The sequence below is a fragment of the Pseudomonas sp. GW821-FHT01C01 genome (assembly GCF_059422645.1).
Genome location: NZ_JBWKXF010000051.1, coordinates 1 through 16640 on the forward strand (window position 1 = coordinate 1; position 16640 = coordinate 16640).

16 protein-coding genes are annotated in these 16640 nt (G+C 60.1%); 9 read left to right on the forward strand and 7 right to left on the reverse strand.

Features of this window, described 5'->3' with window-relative positions:
- Nucleotides 1-354: 354 nt before the first annotated feature.
- Nucleotides 355-795: an NUDIX hydrolase gene (locus AC07XF_RS23600; protein WP_495028398.1), complete on the reverse strand. Its 441-nt coding sequence runs from the start codon at nucleotides 793-795 to the stop codon at nucleotides 355-357.
- A 90-nt stretch (nucleotides 796-885) separates the two neighbouring features.
- On the reverse strand, nucleotides 886-2259 hold the full coding sequence (gene ppnN / locus AC07XF_RS23605; protein ID WP_495028399.1) for a nucleotide 5'-monophosphate nucleosidase PpnN: 1374 nt from the start codon (nucleotides 2257-2259) through the stop codon (nucleotides 886-888).
- Between the two features lie 235 nt (nucleotides 2260-2494).
- Here ppnN and AC07XF_RS23610 point away from each other — a divergent pair, with 235 nt between their 5' ends.
- Both AC07XF_RS23610 and AC07XF_RS23615 read left to right on the forward strand, forming a co-directional pair.
- A complete protein-coding gene (locus AC07XF_RS23610; RefSeq protein ID WP_495028400.1) occupies nucleotides 2495-3022 on the forward strand; it encodes a DUF3087 domain-containing protein in 528 nt (175 codons plus the stop codon).
- A gap of 84 nt (nucleotides 3023-3106) precedes the next feature.
- Complete coding sequence (locus AC07XF_RS23615) at nucleotides 3107-4651, forward strand: sensor domain-containing diguanylate cyclase (RefSeq protein WP_495028401.1); 1545 nt, start codon at nucleotides 3107-3109, stop codon at nucleotides 4649-4651.
- Between the two features lie 10 nt (nucleotides 4652-4661).
- On the opposite strand, the gene AC07XF_RS23620 is transcribed toward AC07XF_RS23615, so the two are convergent.
- The 4 genes from AC07XF_RS23620 to AC07XF_RS23635 form a co-directional block, all read right to left on the reverse strand.
- Entirely contained in the window at nucleotides 4662-5579 is a 918-nt protein-coding gene (locus tag AC07XF_RS23620) for a LysR family transcriptional regulator (RefSeq protein ID WP_495028402.1), read from the reverse strand.
- Between the two features lie 130 nt (nucleotides 5580-5709).
- Nucleotides 5710-6066, reverse strand: a complete 357-nt coding sequence (locus AC07XF_RS23625) for a DUF2784 domain-containing protein (protein ID WP_495028403.1) — start codon at nucleotides 6064-6066, stop codon at nucleotides 5710-5712.
- Between the two features lie 61 nt (nucleotides 6067-6127).
- Nucleotides 6128-7003: a 4-hydroxy-tetrahydrodipicolinate synthase gene (dapA, locus tag AC07XF_RS23630; protein ID WP_495028404.1), complete on the reverse strand. Its 876-nt coding sequence runs from the start codon at nucleotides 7001-7003 to the stop codon at nucleotides 6128-6130.
- Nucleotides 7004-7288: 285 nt separating this feature from the next.
- Nucleotides 7289-8224 (reverse strand): GGDEF domain-containing protein, encoded by a 936-nt coding sequence (locus tag AC07XF_RS23635; protein WP_495028405.1) that lies wholly within the window; start codon nucleotides 8222-8224, stop codon nucleotides 7289-7291.
- Between the two features lie 168 nt (nucleotides 8225-8392).
- Here AC07XF_RS23635 and AC07XF_RS23640 point away from each other — a divergent pair, with 168 nt between their 5' ends.
- The 3 genes from AC07XF_RS23640 (at nucleotide 8393) to AC07XF_RS23650 (ending at nucleotide 9615) form a co-directional block, all read left to right on the forward strand.
- Complete coding sequence (locus AC07XF_RS23640) at nucleotides 8393-9091, forward strand: AzlC family ABC transporter permease (RefSeq protein WP_007978998.1); 699 nt, start codon at nucleotides 8393-8395, stop codon at nucleotides 9089-9091.
- Complete coding sequence (locus AC07XF_RS23645; protein ID WP_015095729.1) at nucleotides 9091-9402, forward strand: AzlD domain-containing protein; 312 nt, start codon at nucleotides 9091-9093, stop codon at nucleotides 9400-9402. Before AC07XF_RS23640 ends, AC07XF_RS23645 begins: the two co-directional genes overlap by 1 nt.
- A gap of 66 nt (nucleotides 9403-9468) precedes the next feature.
- Entirely contained in the window at nucleotides 9469-9615 is a 147-nt protein-coding gene (locus tag AC07XF_RS23650; RefSeq protein ID WP_008000522.1) for a hypothetical protein, read from the forward strand.
- Between the two features lie 419 nt (nucleotides 9616-10034).
- Here AC07XF_RS23650 and AC07XF_RS23655 read toward each other — a convergent pair whose 3' ends face one another.
- Nucleotides 10035-10493, reverse strand: coding sequence for an REP-associated tyrosine transposase (locus AC07XF_RS23655; RefSeq protein ID WP_495028406.1), 459 nt, complete (start codon nucleotides 10491-10493; stop codon nucleotides 10035-10037).
- Nucleotides 10494-11532: 1039 nt separating this feature from the next.
- Here AC07XF_RS23655 and AC07XF_RS23660 point away from each other — a divergent pair.
- The 4 genes from AC07XF_RS23660 to AC07XF_RS23675 all read left to right on the forward strand — a co-directional run bounded on the left by AC07XF_RS23660 (nucleotide 11533) and on the right by AC07XF_RS23675 (nucleotide 16638).
- Nucleotides 11533-12990 (forward strand): serralysin family metalloprotease, encoded by a 1458-nt coding sequence (locus tag AC07XF_RS23660; RefSeq protein WP_495028407.1) that lies wholly within the window; start codon nucleotides 11533-11535, stop codon nucleotides 12988-12990.
- Nucleotides 12991-13064: 74 nt separating this feature from the next.
- Complete coding sequence (locus tag AC07XF_RS23665) at nucleotides 13065-13448, forward strand: AprI/Inh family metalloprotease inhibitor (RefSeq protein ID WP_495028408.1); 384 nt, start codon at nucleotides 13065-13067, stop codon at nucleotides 13446-13448.
- A 92-nt stretch (nucleotides 13449-13540) separates the two neighbouring features.
- Nucleotides 13541-15307, forward strand: coding sequence for a type I secretion system permease/ATPase (locus AC07XF_RS23670; RefSeq protein ID WP_495028409.1), 1767 nt, complete (start codon nucleotides 13541-13543; stop codon nucleotides 15305-15307).
- Nucleotides 15304-16638, forward strand: a complete 1335-nt coding sequence (locus AC07XF_RS23675; RefSeq protein WP_495028410.1) for an HlyD family type I secretion periplasmic adaptor subunit — start codon at nucleotides 15304-15306, stop codon at nucleotides 16636-16638. Before AC07XF_RS23670 ends, AC07XF_RS23675 begins: the two co-directional genes overlap by 4 nt.
- The last annotated feature ends 2 nt before the right edge of the window (nucleotides 16639-16640 follow it).

Sequence of the window (16640 nt, forward strand, 5' to 3'; positions counted from 1 at the left end):
CCCCCCCCCCCCCCCCCCCCCCCCCCCCCCCCCCCCCCCCCCCCCCCCCCCCCCCCCCCCCCCCCCGCTCCCACAGTTGACCAGTGTCAGGCGCAAAATCCATGTACATCCCCGCCCTGCTGTGGGAGAAGACGGCCTGACAGCCAACGACAATCCTCTGGCTCACACCAGCAATGTGGCGAGGGAGCTTGCTCCCGCTGGGTCGCGAAGCGGCCCCCAAACCGGCAGACACCATTCCCGGGATACACCGCATCAGCCGGTTTACGACTGCTGCGCAGTCGAGCGGGAGCAAGCTCCCTCGCCACATGGATTGTGTATGTCAGATTGCTTGGCTGTGTGGCTATCACCCATGCATCACGCGCTTTCCAGCATCTCAATCAACTGCTCCGGCCACACCGTTTCGCGGGTCTCTCGTAGCTCGGCTGCGGACCACCATTTATGGTCCGCCATGACCCGAACCTCGTTAGCCGTCCACCCCTCCCGGGACAGGTGTTCATTGTCGGTATGAACCACAAAATACCGTTCAACCGACAGCACCGTTTCACCACTGGGCAACATCATCGAAAAACGCCGCTCTGCAACGCTGGCTCCCACGGCAGTGACATTCAGTCCGGTTTCTTCAAACAGTTCACGAACCGCTGCAGCCTCAAAGGATTCACCCGGCTCAAGCCCGCCACCGGGTGTCGCCCAGTGGCTTTGGCCCGCGAGGGCATCGTTTTTGTGCTGGAAGTGAAACAGCAGAACCTGTTTTGAAGGATTGATCAGCAGCAGTCGCGCTGAATCGCGTTGGCGCATGTTTTTTCTTTCCATAGAAGTAAGCGAGCCGCAGCTTTCACTGCGGCTCGCGACGGTAAAGCTCACATCGGTGTCGTTACACCGAAAGGGTTACGCCACCACCCGATAGCACGGTACATACGCCGCGCCGCCCGGCAGTTTCATGCGGTGCTGGGCGACGAAGGCTTTGAGCAGCAGGTCCAGCGGTTGCATGATCGCCGCGTCGCCACGGATCTGGTAGGGCCCGTGTTCTTCGATCAGGCGGATGCCCTTGTCCTTGACGTTGCCGGCGACGATACCGGAGAACGCGCGGCGCAGGTTGGCCGCCAGTTCGTGGGACGGCAGGTCGAGGCTCAGCTTCAGGTTGGCCATGTTTTCGTGGGTCGGGTCGAACGGCCGCTGGAAGCCTTCGTCGATTTTCAGCAGCCAGTTGAAGTGGAACGCATCGTTGCGCTCGCGGCGGAATTGCTTGACCGCCTTGAGGCCCTGGGTCATCTGGCGCGCCACTTCGGCCGGGTCATCGATGATGATCTGGTAGTGCTGCTTGGCGGCGTCGCCCAGGGTCGCGCCGACGAACGCGTCCAGTTGTTCCAGGTACGGCGCGGCATGTTTCGGCCCGGTGAGGACGACCGGGAAGGGCAGGCTTTCATTGTCCGGGTGCATCAGGATACCCAGCAGGTACAGGAACTCTTCGGCCGTACCGGCGCCGCCCGGGAAGATGATGATGCCGTGGCCGACGCGGACGAAGGCTTCCAGGCGTTTTTCGATGTCCGGCAGGATCACCAGTTCGTTGACGATCGGGTTCGGCGCTTCGGCGGCGATGATCCCGGGCTCGGTCAGGCCCAGGTAGCGGCCGCCGTGGATGCGTTGCTTGGCGTGGGCGATGGTGGCGCCTTTCATCGGACCTTTCATCACGCCGGGGCCGCAACCGGTGCAGATGTCCAGGCTGCGCAGGCCCAGTTCGTGGCCGACTTTCTTGGTGTACTTGTATTCTTCGGTGTTGATCGAGTGCCCGCCCCAGCACACCACGATCTTCGGCTCGACACCGGGGCGCAGGGTGCGGGCGTTGCGCAGCAGGTGGAACACGTAGTCGCTGATGCCCTGGGAGTTGCTCAGGTCGATGCGTTGGCTGTCGAGTTCGTTTTCGGTGTAGACGATGTCACGCAGGGCGCTGAACAGCATTTCCCGGGTGCTGGCGATCATTTCGCCATCGACGAAGGCGTCGGCGGGGGCATTCAGCAGTTCCAGGCGTACGCCGCGGTCCTGCTGGTGAATGCGGATTTCAAAATCTTTATAGGCTTCAAGGATGGTCTTGGCGTTGTCGACATGGGCGCCGGTGTTGAGGATGGCCAGGGCGCACTGGCGGAAGAGGGTATAGGTGCTGCCGGAACCGGCTTCGCTCAATTGCTGGACTTCCCGTTGCGAGAGCGTTTCCAGGCTGCCCTTGGGACTGACGGAGGCGTTGATAACTTGGCGTTGGGTCATTCAATGATCCTTAAAACGATGTCATTCACACAGCAACAACGAATGGCATCCGAATAATGTGTATTCATGAAAGAAGATGGCACGAACTGCGCGGTCTCGCCATGTCCCCCGCTTGACGATGAAAAGATGAAAAGGAGCCCCAGCATAGCTAAATCCCTCGCAGAGGCGATAATGGCCCGCTGTCTTTTTGCCGCAGACCCCTTTTTTACCCTTTCAGCTCAGGAAACCCGACGCAATGTTCGAAATCCAGCCGATGAACGCCGACACCTACCGGCAACAGACGCGGCGCAGCACGCTCATCATCGCCCTGATCTTTCTGGCGCTGGCGATGGTGCTGTCCACGGTGGCGGTTGCTCTGTTCGGCACGCCGGAGGGCGATAATCTGCGCTTCAACGTGGGCGGCGTGTTTGTTGCGGTACTGGCGATGGCGGCGCTGATGCGTAAGGTGTTCTGGTACCAGGAATGGATGGCGCCGGCGGTCTACAGTTGGCAACTCAAGCGCAGCCTGATGGGCATCACCAATGTCATGCATCATGTAACGGCGGCCGTGGAGGCGGGTGATCCAGTTGCCATGAAGCTGTTGCGTTTCTACCATTTGGGGTTGAACCAGATGCATCAGCTCGATGGCAACTCCAGCGACCACAGCCAGTTGATCCGCGAAATGGATCAGCACAAGGAACGGATGCAGGCGCTGGGCATCGATACCGAGCAGACGCGGCTGGATCCAGCGTGGCTGGAGGCGGTCAGGCAGGCCAGGCGCTAACATCATTGCGAGCCCGGATCAGGCATAGTGGGCAACAACGGCGATCAGGAAGATTCGCCCGGTCACAGACACTCAGGGAGCACCATGGGACATCCGTCGATCAACGATCATATTGAAATGCTCCGGCCAGCCGTGACCCGTCTCAAGATCCGCTCGGCGGTGATCCTGCTGGTCGCGGTGTGCCTGTCGATGACGGCGATCGTGATCTGGCAAGCCTGGAACTCGCGCCAGTACCAGCTGCATGACAAGGAAGTGGCGATGTCCAACCTTGCGCAGACCCTGGCATCGCAAGCGCAGGCAACGATCAAGCAGGCCGACACGCTGCTGTTCACCCTGGTCGATCGTCTGGAACACGAAGGTGCGGACCCATCCCGGCTGCCGCAGTTGCTCAACGTCCAGCGCAGTGAGTTGAGCCAGCTCCACGGCTTGTTCGTGTTCGACGAAAAAGGGCAGTGGATCGCCAATTCCAATGGCGCCGGCCAACCCGGCGTCAACAATTCCGACCGCGAATACTTCATCTTCCATCGCGATAACCCCAGCCGTGGGCCGCACATCGGGCCGTCGATCAAGAGCCGTTCAAGCGGTGAATGGATCATGACGGTTTCTCGCCGGGTCAATCATCCCGATGGCAGCTTTGCCGGCGTGGCGCTGGCGACGATTTACCTCAGCCATTTCCTGCAGCTCTACGACAGTATCGACATGGGCAGCAACGGCGTGATCAACCTGATCGCCGACAATGCCACCGTTGTCATTCGCAGACCCTTCAAGGAGACAGAGATCGGCACCAGCCTCGCCAAGAGCCCGTTGTTTACCCAGTTGTTGCCCAAGGGTGATGCGGGTACAGCCACGGTCACGTCGGTCATCGACGGTGTCGAGCGGGTGACGGGGTATCGCCGGGTCGAGGGTTATCCGCTGATCGTTTTTACCGCGCTGAACAAGAATGAAGTGCTCGGCAGCTGGCGCATGGAGACGCTGCTCAGCGCCGGCATCGTCACGCTGTTGCTGAGCTTTCTCGGGGTGTTGGGGCTGCGGCTCATCAAGTTGATGAGGCAACAGAACCTGGTGCAGGTCGAGTTGCTGGACACCCAGGAGAAACTCCTGGAGGTCAATCGCAACCTGGAGGGGTTGGCCCTCAAGGATGCGCTGACGGGGCTGGCCAACCGGCGTCAGCTCGACGCTTTCATCGATGCGGAGCTGGGTCGTGCCCGGCGCAGCCTGACCGATCTGGCGCTGCTGATGATTGATGTCGATCATTTCAAGGCGTTCAACGACCGTTATGGCCACCTTGCCGGTGACGAGTGTCTACGCAAAATCAGTGCGATCATCACGGACAACATCAAGCGCCCCGGTGGCCTGGCCGCCCGCTATGGTGGCGAAGAGTTCGTCGTGGTGCTGCCCGGCACCGACTATGTGGGGGCATTCCTGGTGGCGGAGAAAATCCGCCGCGCGGTGCTGCAGGCCAGTATTGTCCACAGCGACAGCTCCGAAGGCACAGTAACCGTCAGCGTCGGCGTGGGTGCCAGCAATGCCGCTTCTCAGGTCCGGCCCGAAGAGCTGATTGGTGCGGCAGACAAGGCGCTCTACGTGGCCAAGGCCAGCGGACGGAACATGAGCGTGATTGCCAACTGAGCGTCGGGCATCAGGCAATCCGGTCCGTTCCCTGAACCAGTCGGGTGGCCAGGTTGGGTTTTTCAAGCTGCTCCAGCCACCAGCCCAGGGCGCGACCGTCATGATCGCCACGCCAACCGGCGTACAGGATGTTCGGCTCGCGCGGGTCGGCCATCGGTTTTTCAACCAGCGTGCCGTTTTTCAGCAGTGAGCCAACCCGGTGCCGCGGTAGCCAACCCACCCCCAGCGCATTGCACTGGGCAAGGATTTTCGCGCGCATGGTCGGCACGGCCAGCACCGTTTGCCCCCCGGTGACGCCGTAAGTGCTGCCCTCGGTGACTCTGGACGAGTCGGCCACCACAATCGCCCGGTGTTGCGCGACCATGGCCCGGGTAATCGGGCCTTTGGCCTTGGCCAGCGGGTGCCGGGGTGACACCGCAAACACCCATTCCATTTCCCCCAGTTGCATCCAGCGCAAATTCGCAATGGCCGGCGGTTCATTGGTGGCGCCGATGACCAGATCCGCGCGGCCTTCGCGCAGGGCTTCCCAAACCCCTTTGAGCACTTCCTGGGTGATGCGCAGCGGCACGCCGGATTGCAGCGCATCGAATTCGTGGATCACCGGGATCAAGGTTTCGAACTCCAGCAGTTCGTCGGTCACGATCCACAAGCGGCTCTCCCAGCCGTTGGCGACTTGCCGGACCCGTTGCGTCAGGCGCGAGACGTCCTGCATCAGCCGCGCCGCTTCGTTGACCAGCAACTCGCCCGCCGGGGTCAGTTGCAAACGGTAGCGGCGACGGTCGAACAGCAGCGCATCGAAGCGCTCCTCCAGTTGCCGCGCCGCATAGGACACGGTCGATGGCGCCTTGCCCAGGTGCGCCGCCGCCCGCGACAGGCTGCCGGTTTGGCGGATGGCCTCGAGCAGCGCCAGGTCTTCAGTCGACAGCATGTTCTGCATCCTCAAACGAATACGACAACCTTGCAGGAGCCGGCTTGCCGGCGAAGGGGCCCGCGAGTGCGATGCATGGCTCAAGGCCGATCGCTGGCAAGCCAGCTCCTACAGAGGCAGGGTGGGTGACTCAGGAGGTACGGATCAGTCGAAGATAGACCAGTAGATTGATCACCAACACCACGCTGCCAAAACCCAGTTGAATGGTTGGCGTCAAGCCCGCCGGGTAAATCACCGGCCAAATGTAATGTTCGATGAATCCACCCCCATAGCCGGTTTGCCCGGCCCCGTGGCGCATGCGGTTTTCCCAGTCGGTCAGCGGGCAGGGCAGGTGGAAGAACTCCACCGCCATACCCCACAACGCGGCGGGCGGATGCCACCAAATCAGGGGGCGCCATTTGAGTACCAGCAACCCGCCGAACAACACAAACACAATGAACAGCAAGTGCAACAGCATCAGCCCGTCGGCGGCGATTCGGTACAGCATGTCGGTGCCCCTGAGCGGGTAAACGAATCGCTCCATGGTACTCGGGCCGGTGGCGGGCGCTCTATCGATTGTCGCGGCCCAATGCGCTGAGCACGTCTTTCAAACGCTCGGTCATCGATTCACTGCTGCGTTGCATCGGGGCGCGCAGCTCGTCTCCAATCAAGCCGTGCAGGGCCAGCGCGGTTTTCACCGGGGCCGGGTTGGGCTCCAGGAACAGGCTGTTGATCAGCGGCAGCAGACGGAAAAACGTGGCGCGGCCATCAGCCAACCGGTTGTCGCGGATCTGCCGGTGCAACTGCACGAACAGTTCGGGGTGGACATGCGCCGACGCGGCAATCGCACCTTTGGCACCCAGGCACAGGGCATTGAAGATCTGGTTGTCTTCGCCGCACAGCACGTCGACATGGCCGCTATTGAGCAATGCGAGGGTGTTTGAGAAGTTGCCGCCGCAATCCTTGATGGCGACGATCCGCTCGTGGGCGACGATGTTGAGCAGGGTCGCCTGTTCGAAGGCCACGCCGGTACGGTAAGGAATGTCGTAAAGGATCAGCGGAACGCTGGAGGCATCGGCGATCGTGCGGAAAAACACTTCGAGGCCGGCCTGGGAAGGACGGATGTAATACGGCGCCGGCACCAGCAGGCCAGCCACCGGGCGCTTGAGGATTTCGCTCTGGAACTGCAACAACTCGGTCAGGTTGTTACCGGCCAGGCCCATGGCCACCTGTCGCGCCGGCACCAGCTCCAACACCGCATCGAGCACCGCCAGTTGCTCATGTTTGCCCATCGCCGCCGGTTCGCCGGTGGTGCCGCAAACGATGAGGCCGTCGACACCTTTTTCCAGCAGATGGCTGACCAGCCGCCGCAAGCCGACGAAATCGATGGCGCCGTTGTGGAACGGTGTGACCAGTGGAACCCAGATACCTTGAAACGCTGACATGCACTTTCTCCTGATGGTTGACCGATTTCGTCACCGTCAGGAGCGTAGAAGGAGAGTAAGCAAGGGGAGGGTGGTCCGTCGCGCTCAATGTCCTGTCAGCTCATCTGACGGGACAGCGCGCCCCGGTCACATGAGCGACTGTTTCTTCGATTTGAGGGCGTGCGCAACGCAACCTTGCGCCTTGGCAATCAAGCCAATGACGGAAGTGTTGAGGTTGAAGGTTGCGGACATACTTGCTTACACCCTGAGTGAGGCGCCCAGTTTTAAAAGCCGGCGCGCCGTTTGTCAATCACGAAAATCAGCGAACTCGGCGCGCATCCGCCCATTGTGCTTGGCCTTGTAGAGCAACTGGTCGACCTGTTCGACGAACTCCAGCGCCGTGGCATGCAGTGAAACGCCGGTGGTGCCGACACCGAGGCTGACGCTCAGCAGGTTCGACACCCCGGAGAATTCATGGGCAATCTGCTGCTGGCGAATCAGGTGCAGGCATTTGTGCGCCACCAGCCTGGCGGATTCGGCATCGGTTTCCGGGAGTAGCCAGACGAATTCTTCACCACCGATCCGGGCGATGAAATCCCGTGGCCGATTGGCCGCCAGCGACAGGGTCTGCGCGACCCGGCGCAGGCATTCGTCACCCTTGATGTGGCCATAATGGTCGTTGTACTGCTTGAAGTAATCGATATCCAGCACGATCACCGACAACGGCAACCCGGTGCGCTGGGCGGTGGCCCACTCGCGTTCCAGCACGGTGTCGAACATGCGCCGGTTGGCGATGCCGGTCAGGCCGTCCTGGAAGGAATACTCTTCGAGCTGCTTTTGCAGGCGGATCAGGTGCTCTTCGGTTTTCTTGCGCTCGCTGATATCGAACATGAAGCCCACCAGCGCCTCGACTTCACCGTCCTTGCGCACCACGTGCACCACATCGCGGATCCACACGTACTCGCCGCTTTCGGTGAGTGCGCGATAGTCGGCCTCGTGATCGACACCGGCCCGCGATTGCGAGACGCAGAAGTCCACCACGTAGTCGCGATCATCAGGATGCATGCGCTCGACCCAGTCGTTGACCGTGGCCCAGCTGTCCTGCTTCCAGCCCAGCAGTTCTTCGATCTGTGGCCCGATGTAGCTGAAGGTCATGGTTTTCCAGTCGATGCGCCAGGGAATCGCCCGGGTTGACTCAAGCAAGGTTTTATAAACGTCGCTGTCGGTTTCGACTGAACTCATGAAGGGCCTGCCTCGGTGAAAATGCAGCGCCATCATGTTGCTATCACTTTGGCGAATCAAGCGGGCAGCCGATGAATGGCACGCAGTCGTATCAGTGAGCAAGATTGTTCAAGCCATTGGCCGCCACAACTGGCAAAGTCTGGGGTCTTTCCCTGTCCGTAGAACGTTATGTCCAACTCAATCATGCCGCGCAGTGCCTTTCTGCGCGGCGCCGCGGCGATCATGCCGTTGTCCCTGGCCACCGCGCCCTGGGGCTTGCTGGCCGGTTCCATGGCCATCGAAGCCAATCTCACGCCCCTGCAAGGCCAGGGCCTGTCGAGCATTGTGTTTGCTGGCGCGGCGCAACTGGTGGCCATCGGCATGCTCAAGGGCGGCGCCGGGATTTTTTCGATCCTGCTGACCACGCTGCTGCTGACATCCCAACATTTGCTTTACGGCATGAGCATGCGTTCGGTGATTTCGCCATTGCCGGGGCGCTGGCGTGCGGGCCTGGGTTTTTTGCTCACCGACGAGTTGTTCGCCCTGACCAGCCAGCACGACAAACAGCAGTTCAACCGCTGGTACGCCCTGGGCGTGGGCCTGACGTTCTACATCGCCTGGAACCTGTTCACCCTGGCGGGCATTGTGCTCGGCAGCAGCATTCCCGGCCTTGAACACCTGGGCCTGGATTTCTCCATCGCAGCGACTTTCATTGCCCTGATCACGCCGGTGGTGCGCAACGTGCCAACCGTGGTTTGCGTGGCGGTGTCGCTGTTCTGCTCGGTGTTGTTCAGCTATTGGCAATGGGGCTCGGCGCTGGTGCTGTCGGGGCTGGCGGGCATGACTGCCGGGTTTGTCTGCAACAAATTCTACGGTGGACGCACATGATGGTCTGGGCAGTGATTGTCGGAATGGGCGTGTTGGTGTTCCTCAACCGCTATGTATTTCTGGAACCGCGACTGCCGGTACGCCTGAGCAGCAATGCCCGGCAGTTCCTGGGGTTTGCAGTACCGGGCATGTTGACCGCCATCTGCGGGCCGATTGTGTTCATGCCGGAAAAACAGCTGAATCTGCACTGGGACAATCCCTATTTGATCAGCTCGCTGGTGGCGGTCGGACTGGTGCTTTACACGCGCAATACGCTACTCAGCATGCTGTTGAGCATGGGGTTCTTCTTTTTGCTGCGCTGGTGGCTCTGAGCGGGGCCTGGGGATCTGTTCTACGCTTAAAGGTGGTGACCGATCCCTTCAGGAAGAGAGGTGAACATGGCCAATGAACCCAAGCGTCCGGACCTGGAAGAAGACGAGGATGAACCTACGGAAGAAGAGATTGAGGAGCAGAAGCGTTCGGTACCGGACTGGAAGCATCCTGACGACGGTAAGGAACTGTCAGAGCCTGACCGCAAGTTTTGATCGGCCAGTACGACAAAGCCCCCGCCTTCAGGCGTAATGCTGCTCACTCATGGACGAACACTGTATCTGTGGCGAGGGAGTTTGCTCCCGCTGGACTGCGCAGCAGTCCCTGTTCTTTAGGGCAAACGAGGGACCGCTTCGCGCCCCAGAGGGAGCAAGCTTTATGGCGCGGCAGATTGAAGACAAGGCGCGCTGAAGAAACTCGACAAGGTTGTCTGTAGTCCTCCGTAGCAGCTGGCGAAGCCTGCGTTCGGCTGCGAAGCAGTCGCAGACCGGCATCGCAATGCACCCGATTGAAAACCCGCACGAATGGATGACGACCGCTGCGCGGCCGAACGCAGGCTTCGCCAGCTGCTACAGGCCCAAGTCTTCTGTAGCAGTTGCCGAAGGCGACGTTCGGCTGCGAACAACTCAGTACATCAGAGCCAACACGCATCCCACAGTGGATAATCATGGACTCGGTCAACCAGTCCCGCCCGAATTGGATTGGCAATCACATATCGAGCAAGATTTTTTACATCTTCCTCTCGGCGAACCGCTCGATCATGGTAACCCTTCTGCCACAAGCGCCCTTGCCGTTCCAGTGCTTGATTGACGGCCAGGCTACTGCGGGATTTGATTCGGCACATCAGCTCGGCCAAGGTTTTATCCCGCAGTTGCACCAGGCAATGCATATGATCTGGCATCACGACCCAGGCCAGAAAATCAACCCAACCTTCTTTTTGTGTATGTCTCAACTCCTGGACAACCAGTCTACCCATTCGCCAATCGGAAAAAACCGACTGCCGTTGATGAACCACCGTGGTTAGCAGATAGATACGTCCTGGCTCTGAAAAGCGACCAATGCGCAGGTGACCGGCGTTCGAACTGACAGGCATTCCATTGCCCCTTATCTACTGAAAAGAGGCTCGGAATCTACCGCGTTGCAACCCAGATTGATTGACGCCTATCGCAACTGGATATGACTGCGCACAACCGACTTTTCGTAGCAGCTGGCGCAGCCGGCGTTCGGCCGCGCAGCGGTCGTCATCCAGTCATTCGGATTGCCAGTCAGATGCAATGCTGCGACTGCTTCGCAGCCGAACGCCGCCTTCGGCAGCTGCTACAGGGCCCGCGCACGACCGGCTTTTCGTAGCAGCTGGCGCAGCCTGCGTTCGGCCGCGCAGCGGTCGTTATTCGGTCATTCGGATTGCCAGTCAGATGCAATGCTGCGACTGCTTCGCAGTCGAACGCCGCCTTCGGTAGCTGCTACAGGGCCCGCGCACAACCGGCTTTTCGTAGCAGCTGGCGCAGCCGGCGTTCGGCCGCGCAGCGGTCGTTATTCGGTCATCCGGATTGCCAGTCAGCATGCAATGCTGCGACTGCTTCGCAGCCGAACGCCGCCTTCGGCAGCTGCTACAGGGCCCGCGCGCGACCGGCTTTTCGTAGCAGCTGGCGCAGCCTGCGTTCGGCCGCGCAGCGGTCGTTATTCGGCCATTCGGATTGCCAGTCAGATGCATTGCAACGCCGGTCTGCGCCGTCTTCGGCAGCTGCTACAGGGCCCGTGCACAACTCGCTTTATAACCTCCGCTATAACTCACTGAATGTTTAATTCTGTTGATTGAAGCGCATTAAGTAAACGCGAAAAGTCAGACTACTTTCACACAAAAAAATTTACCTTTATTTAATAATCAAATTGTCGATTGTCGGACAATTTCTCTCACGCATTAACTTTCAAAATAATACTTTCAGAGCACGCCTATTGTTTACGGGCACTTGCTGGAATCTCACATTTTGACGTCGAAAAAATAGTGGACATTTGATTTCAAGTTGTGTCAGTTTTCTTTCGCCTTCAATGGGCGAGTGATAGGACGATCTCGCCAGGGATCGTCGTTATCTGACAAAAACTGTTCCATAGCTAAACAAGGAAGTGTGTTTATGTCGAAAGTAAAAGATCACGCTATTGATTCCGCCGAACAGGCGTTGCAGCCAGTCAATGCATTGGCAGCCAGTAGTTCTGCATTCAATCAAATCAATAGTTTCAGCCATCAGTATGATCGGGGCGGCAACCTCACGGTCAATGGCAAACCCTCGTTTTCCGTCGACCAGGCCGCTACCCAATTGCTGCGCGATGGTGCTGCTTACCAGGACAAGGACGGCAGCGGCAAAATCGAACTGACCTATACCTTCCTGACTTCGGCATCGTCGAGCACGATGAACAAGCACGGGATTACCGGGTTCAGTCAGTTCAGCGCGCAGCAGAAGGGCCAGGCGGCGCTTGCCATGCAATCCTGGGCCGATGTGGCCAATGTCACCTTCACCGAAAAGGCTAGCGGCGGCGACGGTCACATGACCTTCGGAAACTACAGCGGCGGCCAGGATGGTGCGGCGGCGTTTGCTTACCTGCCGGGCACCGGGGCCGGATATGACGGGGCTTCCTGGTACCTGATCAACAGCAGCTACACGCCCAACAAAACCCCGGACCTGAACAACTATGGCCGGCAAACCCTGACCCACGAAATCGGCCACTCCCTGGGTCTTGCCCACCCTGGCGACTACAACGCCGGCGAAGGCGCTCCGACCTACAATGACGCCTCCTACGGGCAAGATACCCGCGGCTACAGCGTCATGAGCTACTGGAGTGAAAGCAACACCAGCCAGAATTTCAGCAAGGGCGGGGTCGAAGCCTATTCGTCCGGCCCGCTGATGGACGACATCGCGGCCATTCAGAAGCTCTACGGTGCCAACACCACCACCCGCACGGGCGACACTACCTACGGATTCAACTCCAACGCGGGACGTGATTTCCTGAGCGCGTCCTCGTCAGCGGATAAAGTGGTGTTTTCCGTGTGGGATGCCGGCGGAAAGGACACCCTGGACTTCTCCGGATTCACCCAGAACCAGAAGATCAATCTCAATGAGGCCTCGTTCTCCGACGTTGGCGGCCTGGTGGGCAACGTCTCCATCGCCAAGGGTGTCACCGTCGAGAACGCCATTGGCGGTGCAGGCAATGACCTGTTGATCGGTAACAGCGTGTCCAACGAGCTGAAGGGCGGTGCCGGCAACGACATCCTCTACGGTGCCGGTGGTGCGGACAAACTGTGGGGCGGCGCCGGTTCCGACACCTTCGTGTTTGCGGCCAGCAGCGACTCCAAACCCGGTGCTGTCGATCAGATCCTCGACTTCGTCAGCGGTCTGGACAAGATCGACCTGACGGGCATCACCAATGGCAATGGCCTGCATTTCGTCAGCGCTTTCACCGGTACGGCCGGCGATGCGGTGCTGAACACGTCGGGGGGCAACAGCTTGTTGTCGATCGACTTCTCCGGGCATGGCGTGGCTGACTTCCTGGTCAGCACCGTAGGCCAGGCGGCGTACTCGGACATCGTGGCCTGATTCAAGGCGTAAGGAGGGCGGTGCCGATGCGCCGTCCTTTGTCCCTTGAGCCACGACCCTGAGTAGAGCGCCCCATGATTCGCAACGCTTTTACCTGCAAGACAACCGCGTGGCTGATAGCGACGCTCATGATGTTTTTTGGAGATGTAGCCATGGCTCGCAGCCTGAAATTGGCGGACCCGTCGGAACTCGCGGGAAAGTGGCAGGTGACACTGCAGGACAAACCGCTGGATGTTTGCACCATCGAACTCAGCGCCAGCCAGACCGTGGACGGTGCCGAATGCTTGAGCGCCTGGTTAAGCGAGCAGCCGACCGGTTGGTTCACGGAACCGGACGGTATCGCGCTTACCGGTAAGGAAGGCGCAAAAATCGTGTTCTTCAGTCGGCAAGGAGAAGGGCTGTATCGAGGCACTTCGAAGTCCGGACTGATCATTATCCTCGAGCACAAAGTTCAATAGCCGGAACACGTTTCCGGTGTCGGAAAGTTGTAATTAACGTGCAAGTAACGACCTCGCCAGGCAGGCGAGGGATAACACTTCAGGAAGAGCCCATGAAGATGGCGAAGAACCCGGCCACTGCACCGTTAATCAAGACGCTGGGTGACTACAAGAGCACTCTGCTCAGCGTTGGTTGTTTCACTGCACTGATCAATATTCTGATGTTGGCGCCCTCTATCTACATGCTGCAGGTCTATGACCGGGTATTGTCTTCGCAGAATGAAACGACACTGGTCATGTTGTCGCTGATGATTGTCGGCTTCTTTGCCTTTATCGGTTTGCTGGAAGCAGTTCGAAGTTTCATCGTTATCCGTATCGGCAGCCAGTTGGAGCGACGCTTCAATCTTCGGGTGTATCAGGCGGCGTTCGAGCGCAATCTGTTCCAGGGCGAAGGCAACGCCGGACAATCGCTGGGCGATCTGGCGCACATTCGCCAGTTTGTCACCGGCCCCGCGCTGTTCGCATTCTTCGATGCGCCGTGGTTTCCGGTTTACCTGTTCGTGATTTATTTGTTCAACGTCTGGCTCGGTGTGTTTGCCACCGCAGGCGCGGTCCTGTTGATTGGGCTTGCATGCCTCAACGAGGCGATGACCAAAAAACCATTGGGCGAGGCCTCGTTTCTCTCCCAGAAATCCAGCCAACTGGCCACCAGTCACCTGCACAACGCCGAAACCATTCAGGCCATGGGCATGCTGGGGGCGTTGCGCAATCGCTGGTTCCAGGTGCATTCGCGTTACCTCGGCCTGCAGAACCAGGCCAGCGACACCGGCGCCGTTATCAGCTCTTTGAGTAAAACCCTGCGCCTGTGCCTGCAATCGTTGGTGCTGGGCCTTGGCGCGTTGCTGGTGATCAAGGGCGACATGACCGCCGGAATGATGATCGCCGGCTCGATTCTGATGGGCCGCGTGTTGAGCCCCATCGACCAATTGATTGCCGTGTGGAAGCAGTGGAGCGGCGCCAAACTCGCTTATGGCCGTCTGAATGCCTTGCTGCAAGCCTTCCCGCCGGGTGACGACGCCATGGCGCTGCCGGCGCCGAAAGGCCAGATCACTTTTGAGCAGGTCAGCGCCGGACCGCCGGGCCAACGCGCTGCAACCTTGCACCTGGTCAGTTTCAGCCTGGCCGCCGGGGAGGTGATGGGCGTGCTCGGTGCTTCGGGTTCCGGTAAATCCACACTGGCGCGGGTACTGGTGGGCGTCTGGCCGACTCTGGGCGGTACGGTGCGGCTCGACGGTGCGGACATCCATCGCTGGAACCGCGACGACCTCGGGCCTTACATCGGTTATCTGCCGCAGGACATCGAGTTGTTCAGCGGCAGCATCGCGCAAAACATCGCGCGTTTTCGTGAAGCCGATCCGCAAAAAGTCGTGGCCGCCGCACAGCAGGCCGGGGTACATGAGCTGATCCTGCGCCTGCCACAGGGCTACGACACCGTGCTCGGTGAGGATGGCAGCGGTCTGTCCGGCGGGCAGAAACAGCGCGTGGCCCTGGCCCGCGCACTGTACGGCCAACCGAGCCTGGTGGTGCTGGATGAGCCCAATTCCAACCTCGACACCGTGGGCGAAGCGGCGCTGGCCAGCGCGATTGCGCAAATGAAAGCCCAGGGAACCAGCGTGATTCTGGTGACCCATCGCTCCTCCGCGCTGGCCCAGGCTGACAAGTTGCTGGTGCTCAACGACGGGCGCCTGCAGGCGTTCGGTGCGAGTCAGGAGGTGCTCAAGGCGCTCTCGGGTGCCCAGCAGGAAAAGGCGGCGCACCCGTCGGGCGGGCTCAGCATGAGCCGGCAGTATCAGCCCGCGACAAGGAGTTCGGGCGTATGAGCAACATCAATGAAGCCAACATGGAACAGGCCTGCATCGCCGAGCGCCCCGAGCGCGACGCCCGCTACTTCGTCCGCCTGGGCTGGGTGCTCGCACTGGTCGGCGCTGGCAGCTTCTTCATCTGGGCCAGCCTGGCGCCGCTCGATCAGGGCATTCCGGTACAAGGTACGGTGGTGGTTTCGGGCAAGCGCAAAGCCGTGCAATCGATGAGCAGCGGCGTGATCAGCCAGATTCTGGTGCGCGAGGGTCAGTCGGTGAAACAGGGGCAGCCGTTGTTCCGGCTCGACCAGACCCAGGTGGCCGCGGACGTGCAATCGCTGCAAGCGCAGTACCGCATGGCCTGGGCCAGTCTGGCGCGTTGGCAAAGCGAGCGGGACAACCTGAAACAGGTGAATTTCCCCGCCGGGTTGAGCAACGACCCTGACCCGCGTCTGGCATTGGTGCTCGAAGGCCAGCGCCAGTTGTTCAGCAGCCGTCGCGATGCCTTCGCCCGCGAGCAGTCAGCCTTGCGCGCCAGTATCGAAGGCGCCGCTGCGCAACTGGCCGGTATGCGCCGTGCCCGCACCGACCTGAACGCTCAGGCCGATTCCCTGCAACAACAACTGAGCAATCTGACGCCATTGGCGGAAAACGGCTACATCCCGCGTAACCGCTTGATGGAGTACCAGCGGCAGCTGTCGCAAGTGCAGCAATTGTTGGCAGAAAATCTCGGTGAAAGCGGTCGGGTAGAGCAGGGCATTGTCGAATCGCGCCTGAAGCTGCAACAGCACATCGAGGAGTACCAGAAGGAAGTCCGCACGCAACTGGCCGATGCGCAGCTCAAAAGCGTGACCCTGGAGGAGCAACTGACCTCCGCCGGGTTCGACCTGCAGCACAGCGAAATCATCGCCACGGCTGATGGCATTGCCGTGAATCTGGGGGTTCACACCGTAGGCGCGGTGGTGCGCCAGGGCGACAACCTGCTGGAGATCGTGCCTCAGGACACGCGCCTGGAAGTGGAGGGACGCCTGCCGGTCAACCTGATCGACAAGGTTGGGGCGCATTTGCCGGTGGACATCCTGTTCACCGCGTTCAACCAGAGCCGCACCCCGCGGGTACCAGGCGAAGTCAGCCTGATCTCCGCCGACCAGATGGTCGACGAGAAAACCGGCGCACCGTACTACGTGCTGCGCAGCAGCGTCAGCGATCAGGCCATGGAAAAACTCAATGGCCTGGTGATCAAGCCCGGCATGCCGGCGGAAATGTTCGTGCGCACCGGTGAACGCTCACTCCTCAACTATTTGTTCAAACCGCTGCTCGACCGGGCAGGCTCCGCGTTGACCGAGGAATAAGG

Coding starts and splice junctions, on each gene's coding strand:
- AC07XF_RS23655 (WP_495028406.1), bottom strand. CDS start 10,493: ATGCCTGTCAGTTCGAACGCCGGTCACCTGCGCATTGGTCGCTTTTCA.
- AC07XF_RS23665 (WP_495028408.1), top strand. CDS start 13,065: ATGATTCGCAACGCTTTTACCTGCAAGACAACCGCGTGGCTGATAGCG.
- AC07XF_RS23670 (WP_495028409.1), top strand. CDS start 13,541: ATGAAGATGGCGAAGAACCCGGCCACTGCACCGTTAATCAAGACGCTG.
- AC07XF_RS23650 (WP_008000522.1), top strand. CDS start 9,469: ATGGCCAATGAACCCAAGCGTCCGGACCTGGAAGAAGACGAGGATGAA.
- AC07XF_RS23660 (WP_495028407.1), top strand. CDS start 11,533: ATGTCGAAAGTAAAAGATCACGCTATTGATTCCGCCGAACAGGCGTTG.
- AC07XF_RS23675 (WP_495028410.1), top strand. CDS start 15,304: ATGAGCAACATCAATGAAGCCAACATGGAACAGGCCTGCATCGCCGAG.
- AC07XF_RS23640 (WP_007978998.1), top strand. CDS start 8,393: ATGTCCAACTCAATCATGCCGCGCAGTGCCTTTCTGCGCGGCGCCGCG.
- AC07XF_RS23615 (WP_495028401.1), top strand. CDS start 3,107: ATGGGACATCCGTCGATCAACGATCATATTGAAATGCTCCGGCCAGCC.
- AC07XF_RS23645 (WP_015095729.1), top strand. CDS start 9,091: ATGGTCTGGGCAGTGATTGTCGGAATGGGCGTGTTGGTGTTCCTCAAC.
- AC07XF_RS23610 (WP_495028400.1), top strand. CDS start 2,495: ATGTTCGAAATCCAGCCGATGAACGCCGACACCTACCGGCAACAGACG.
- AC07XF_RS23620 (WP_495028402.1), bottom strand. CDS start 5,579: ATGCTGTCGACTGAAGACCTGGCGCTGCTCGAGGCCATCCGCCAAACC.
- dapA (WP_495028404.1), bottom strand. CDS start 7,003: ATGTCAGCGTTTCAAGGTATCTGGGTTCCACTGGTCACACCGTTCCAC.
- AC07XF_RS23600 (WP_495028398.1), bottom strand. CDS start 795: ATGCGCCAACGCGATTCAGCGCGACTGCTGCTGATCAATCCTTCAAAA.
- AC07XF_RS23625 (WP_495028403.1), bottom strand. CDS start 6,066: ATGCTGTACCGAATCGCCGCCGACGGGCTGATGCTGTTGCACTTGCTG.
- AC07XF_RS23635 (WP_495028405.1), bottom strand. CDS start 8,224: ATGAGTTCAGTCGAAACCGACAGCGACGTTTATAAAACCTTGCTTGAG.
- ppnN (WP_495028399.1), bottom strand. CDS start 2,259: ATGACCCAACGCCAAGTTATCAACGCCTCCGTCAGTCCCAAGGGCAGC.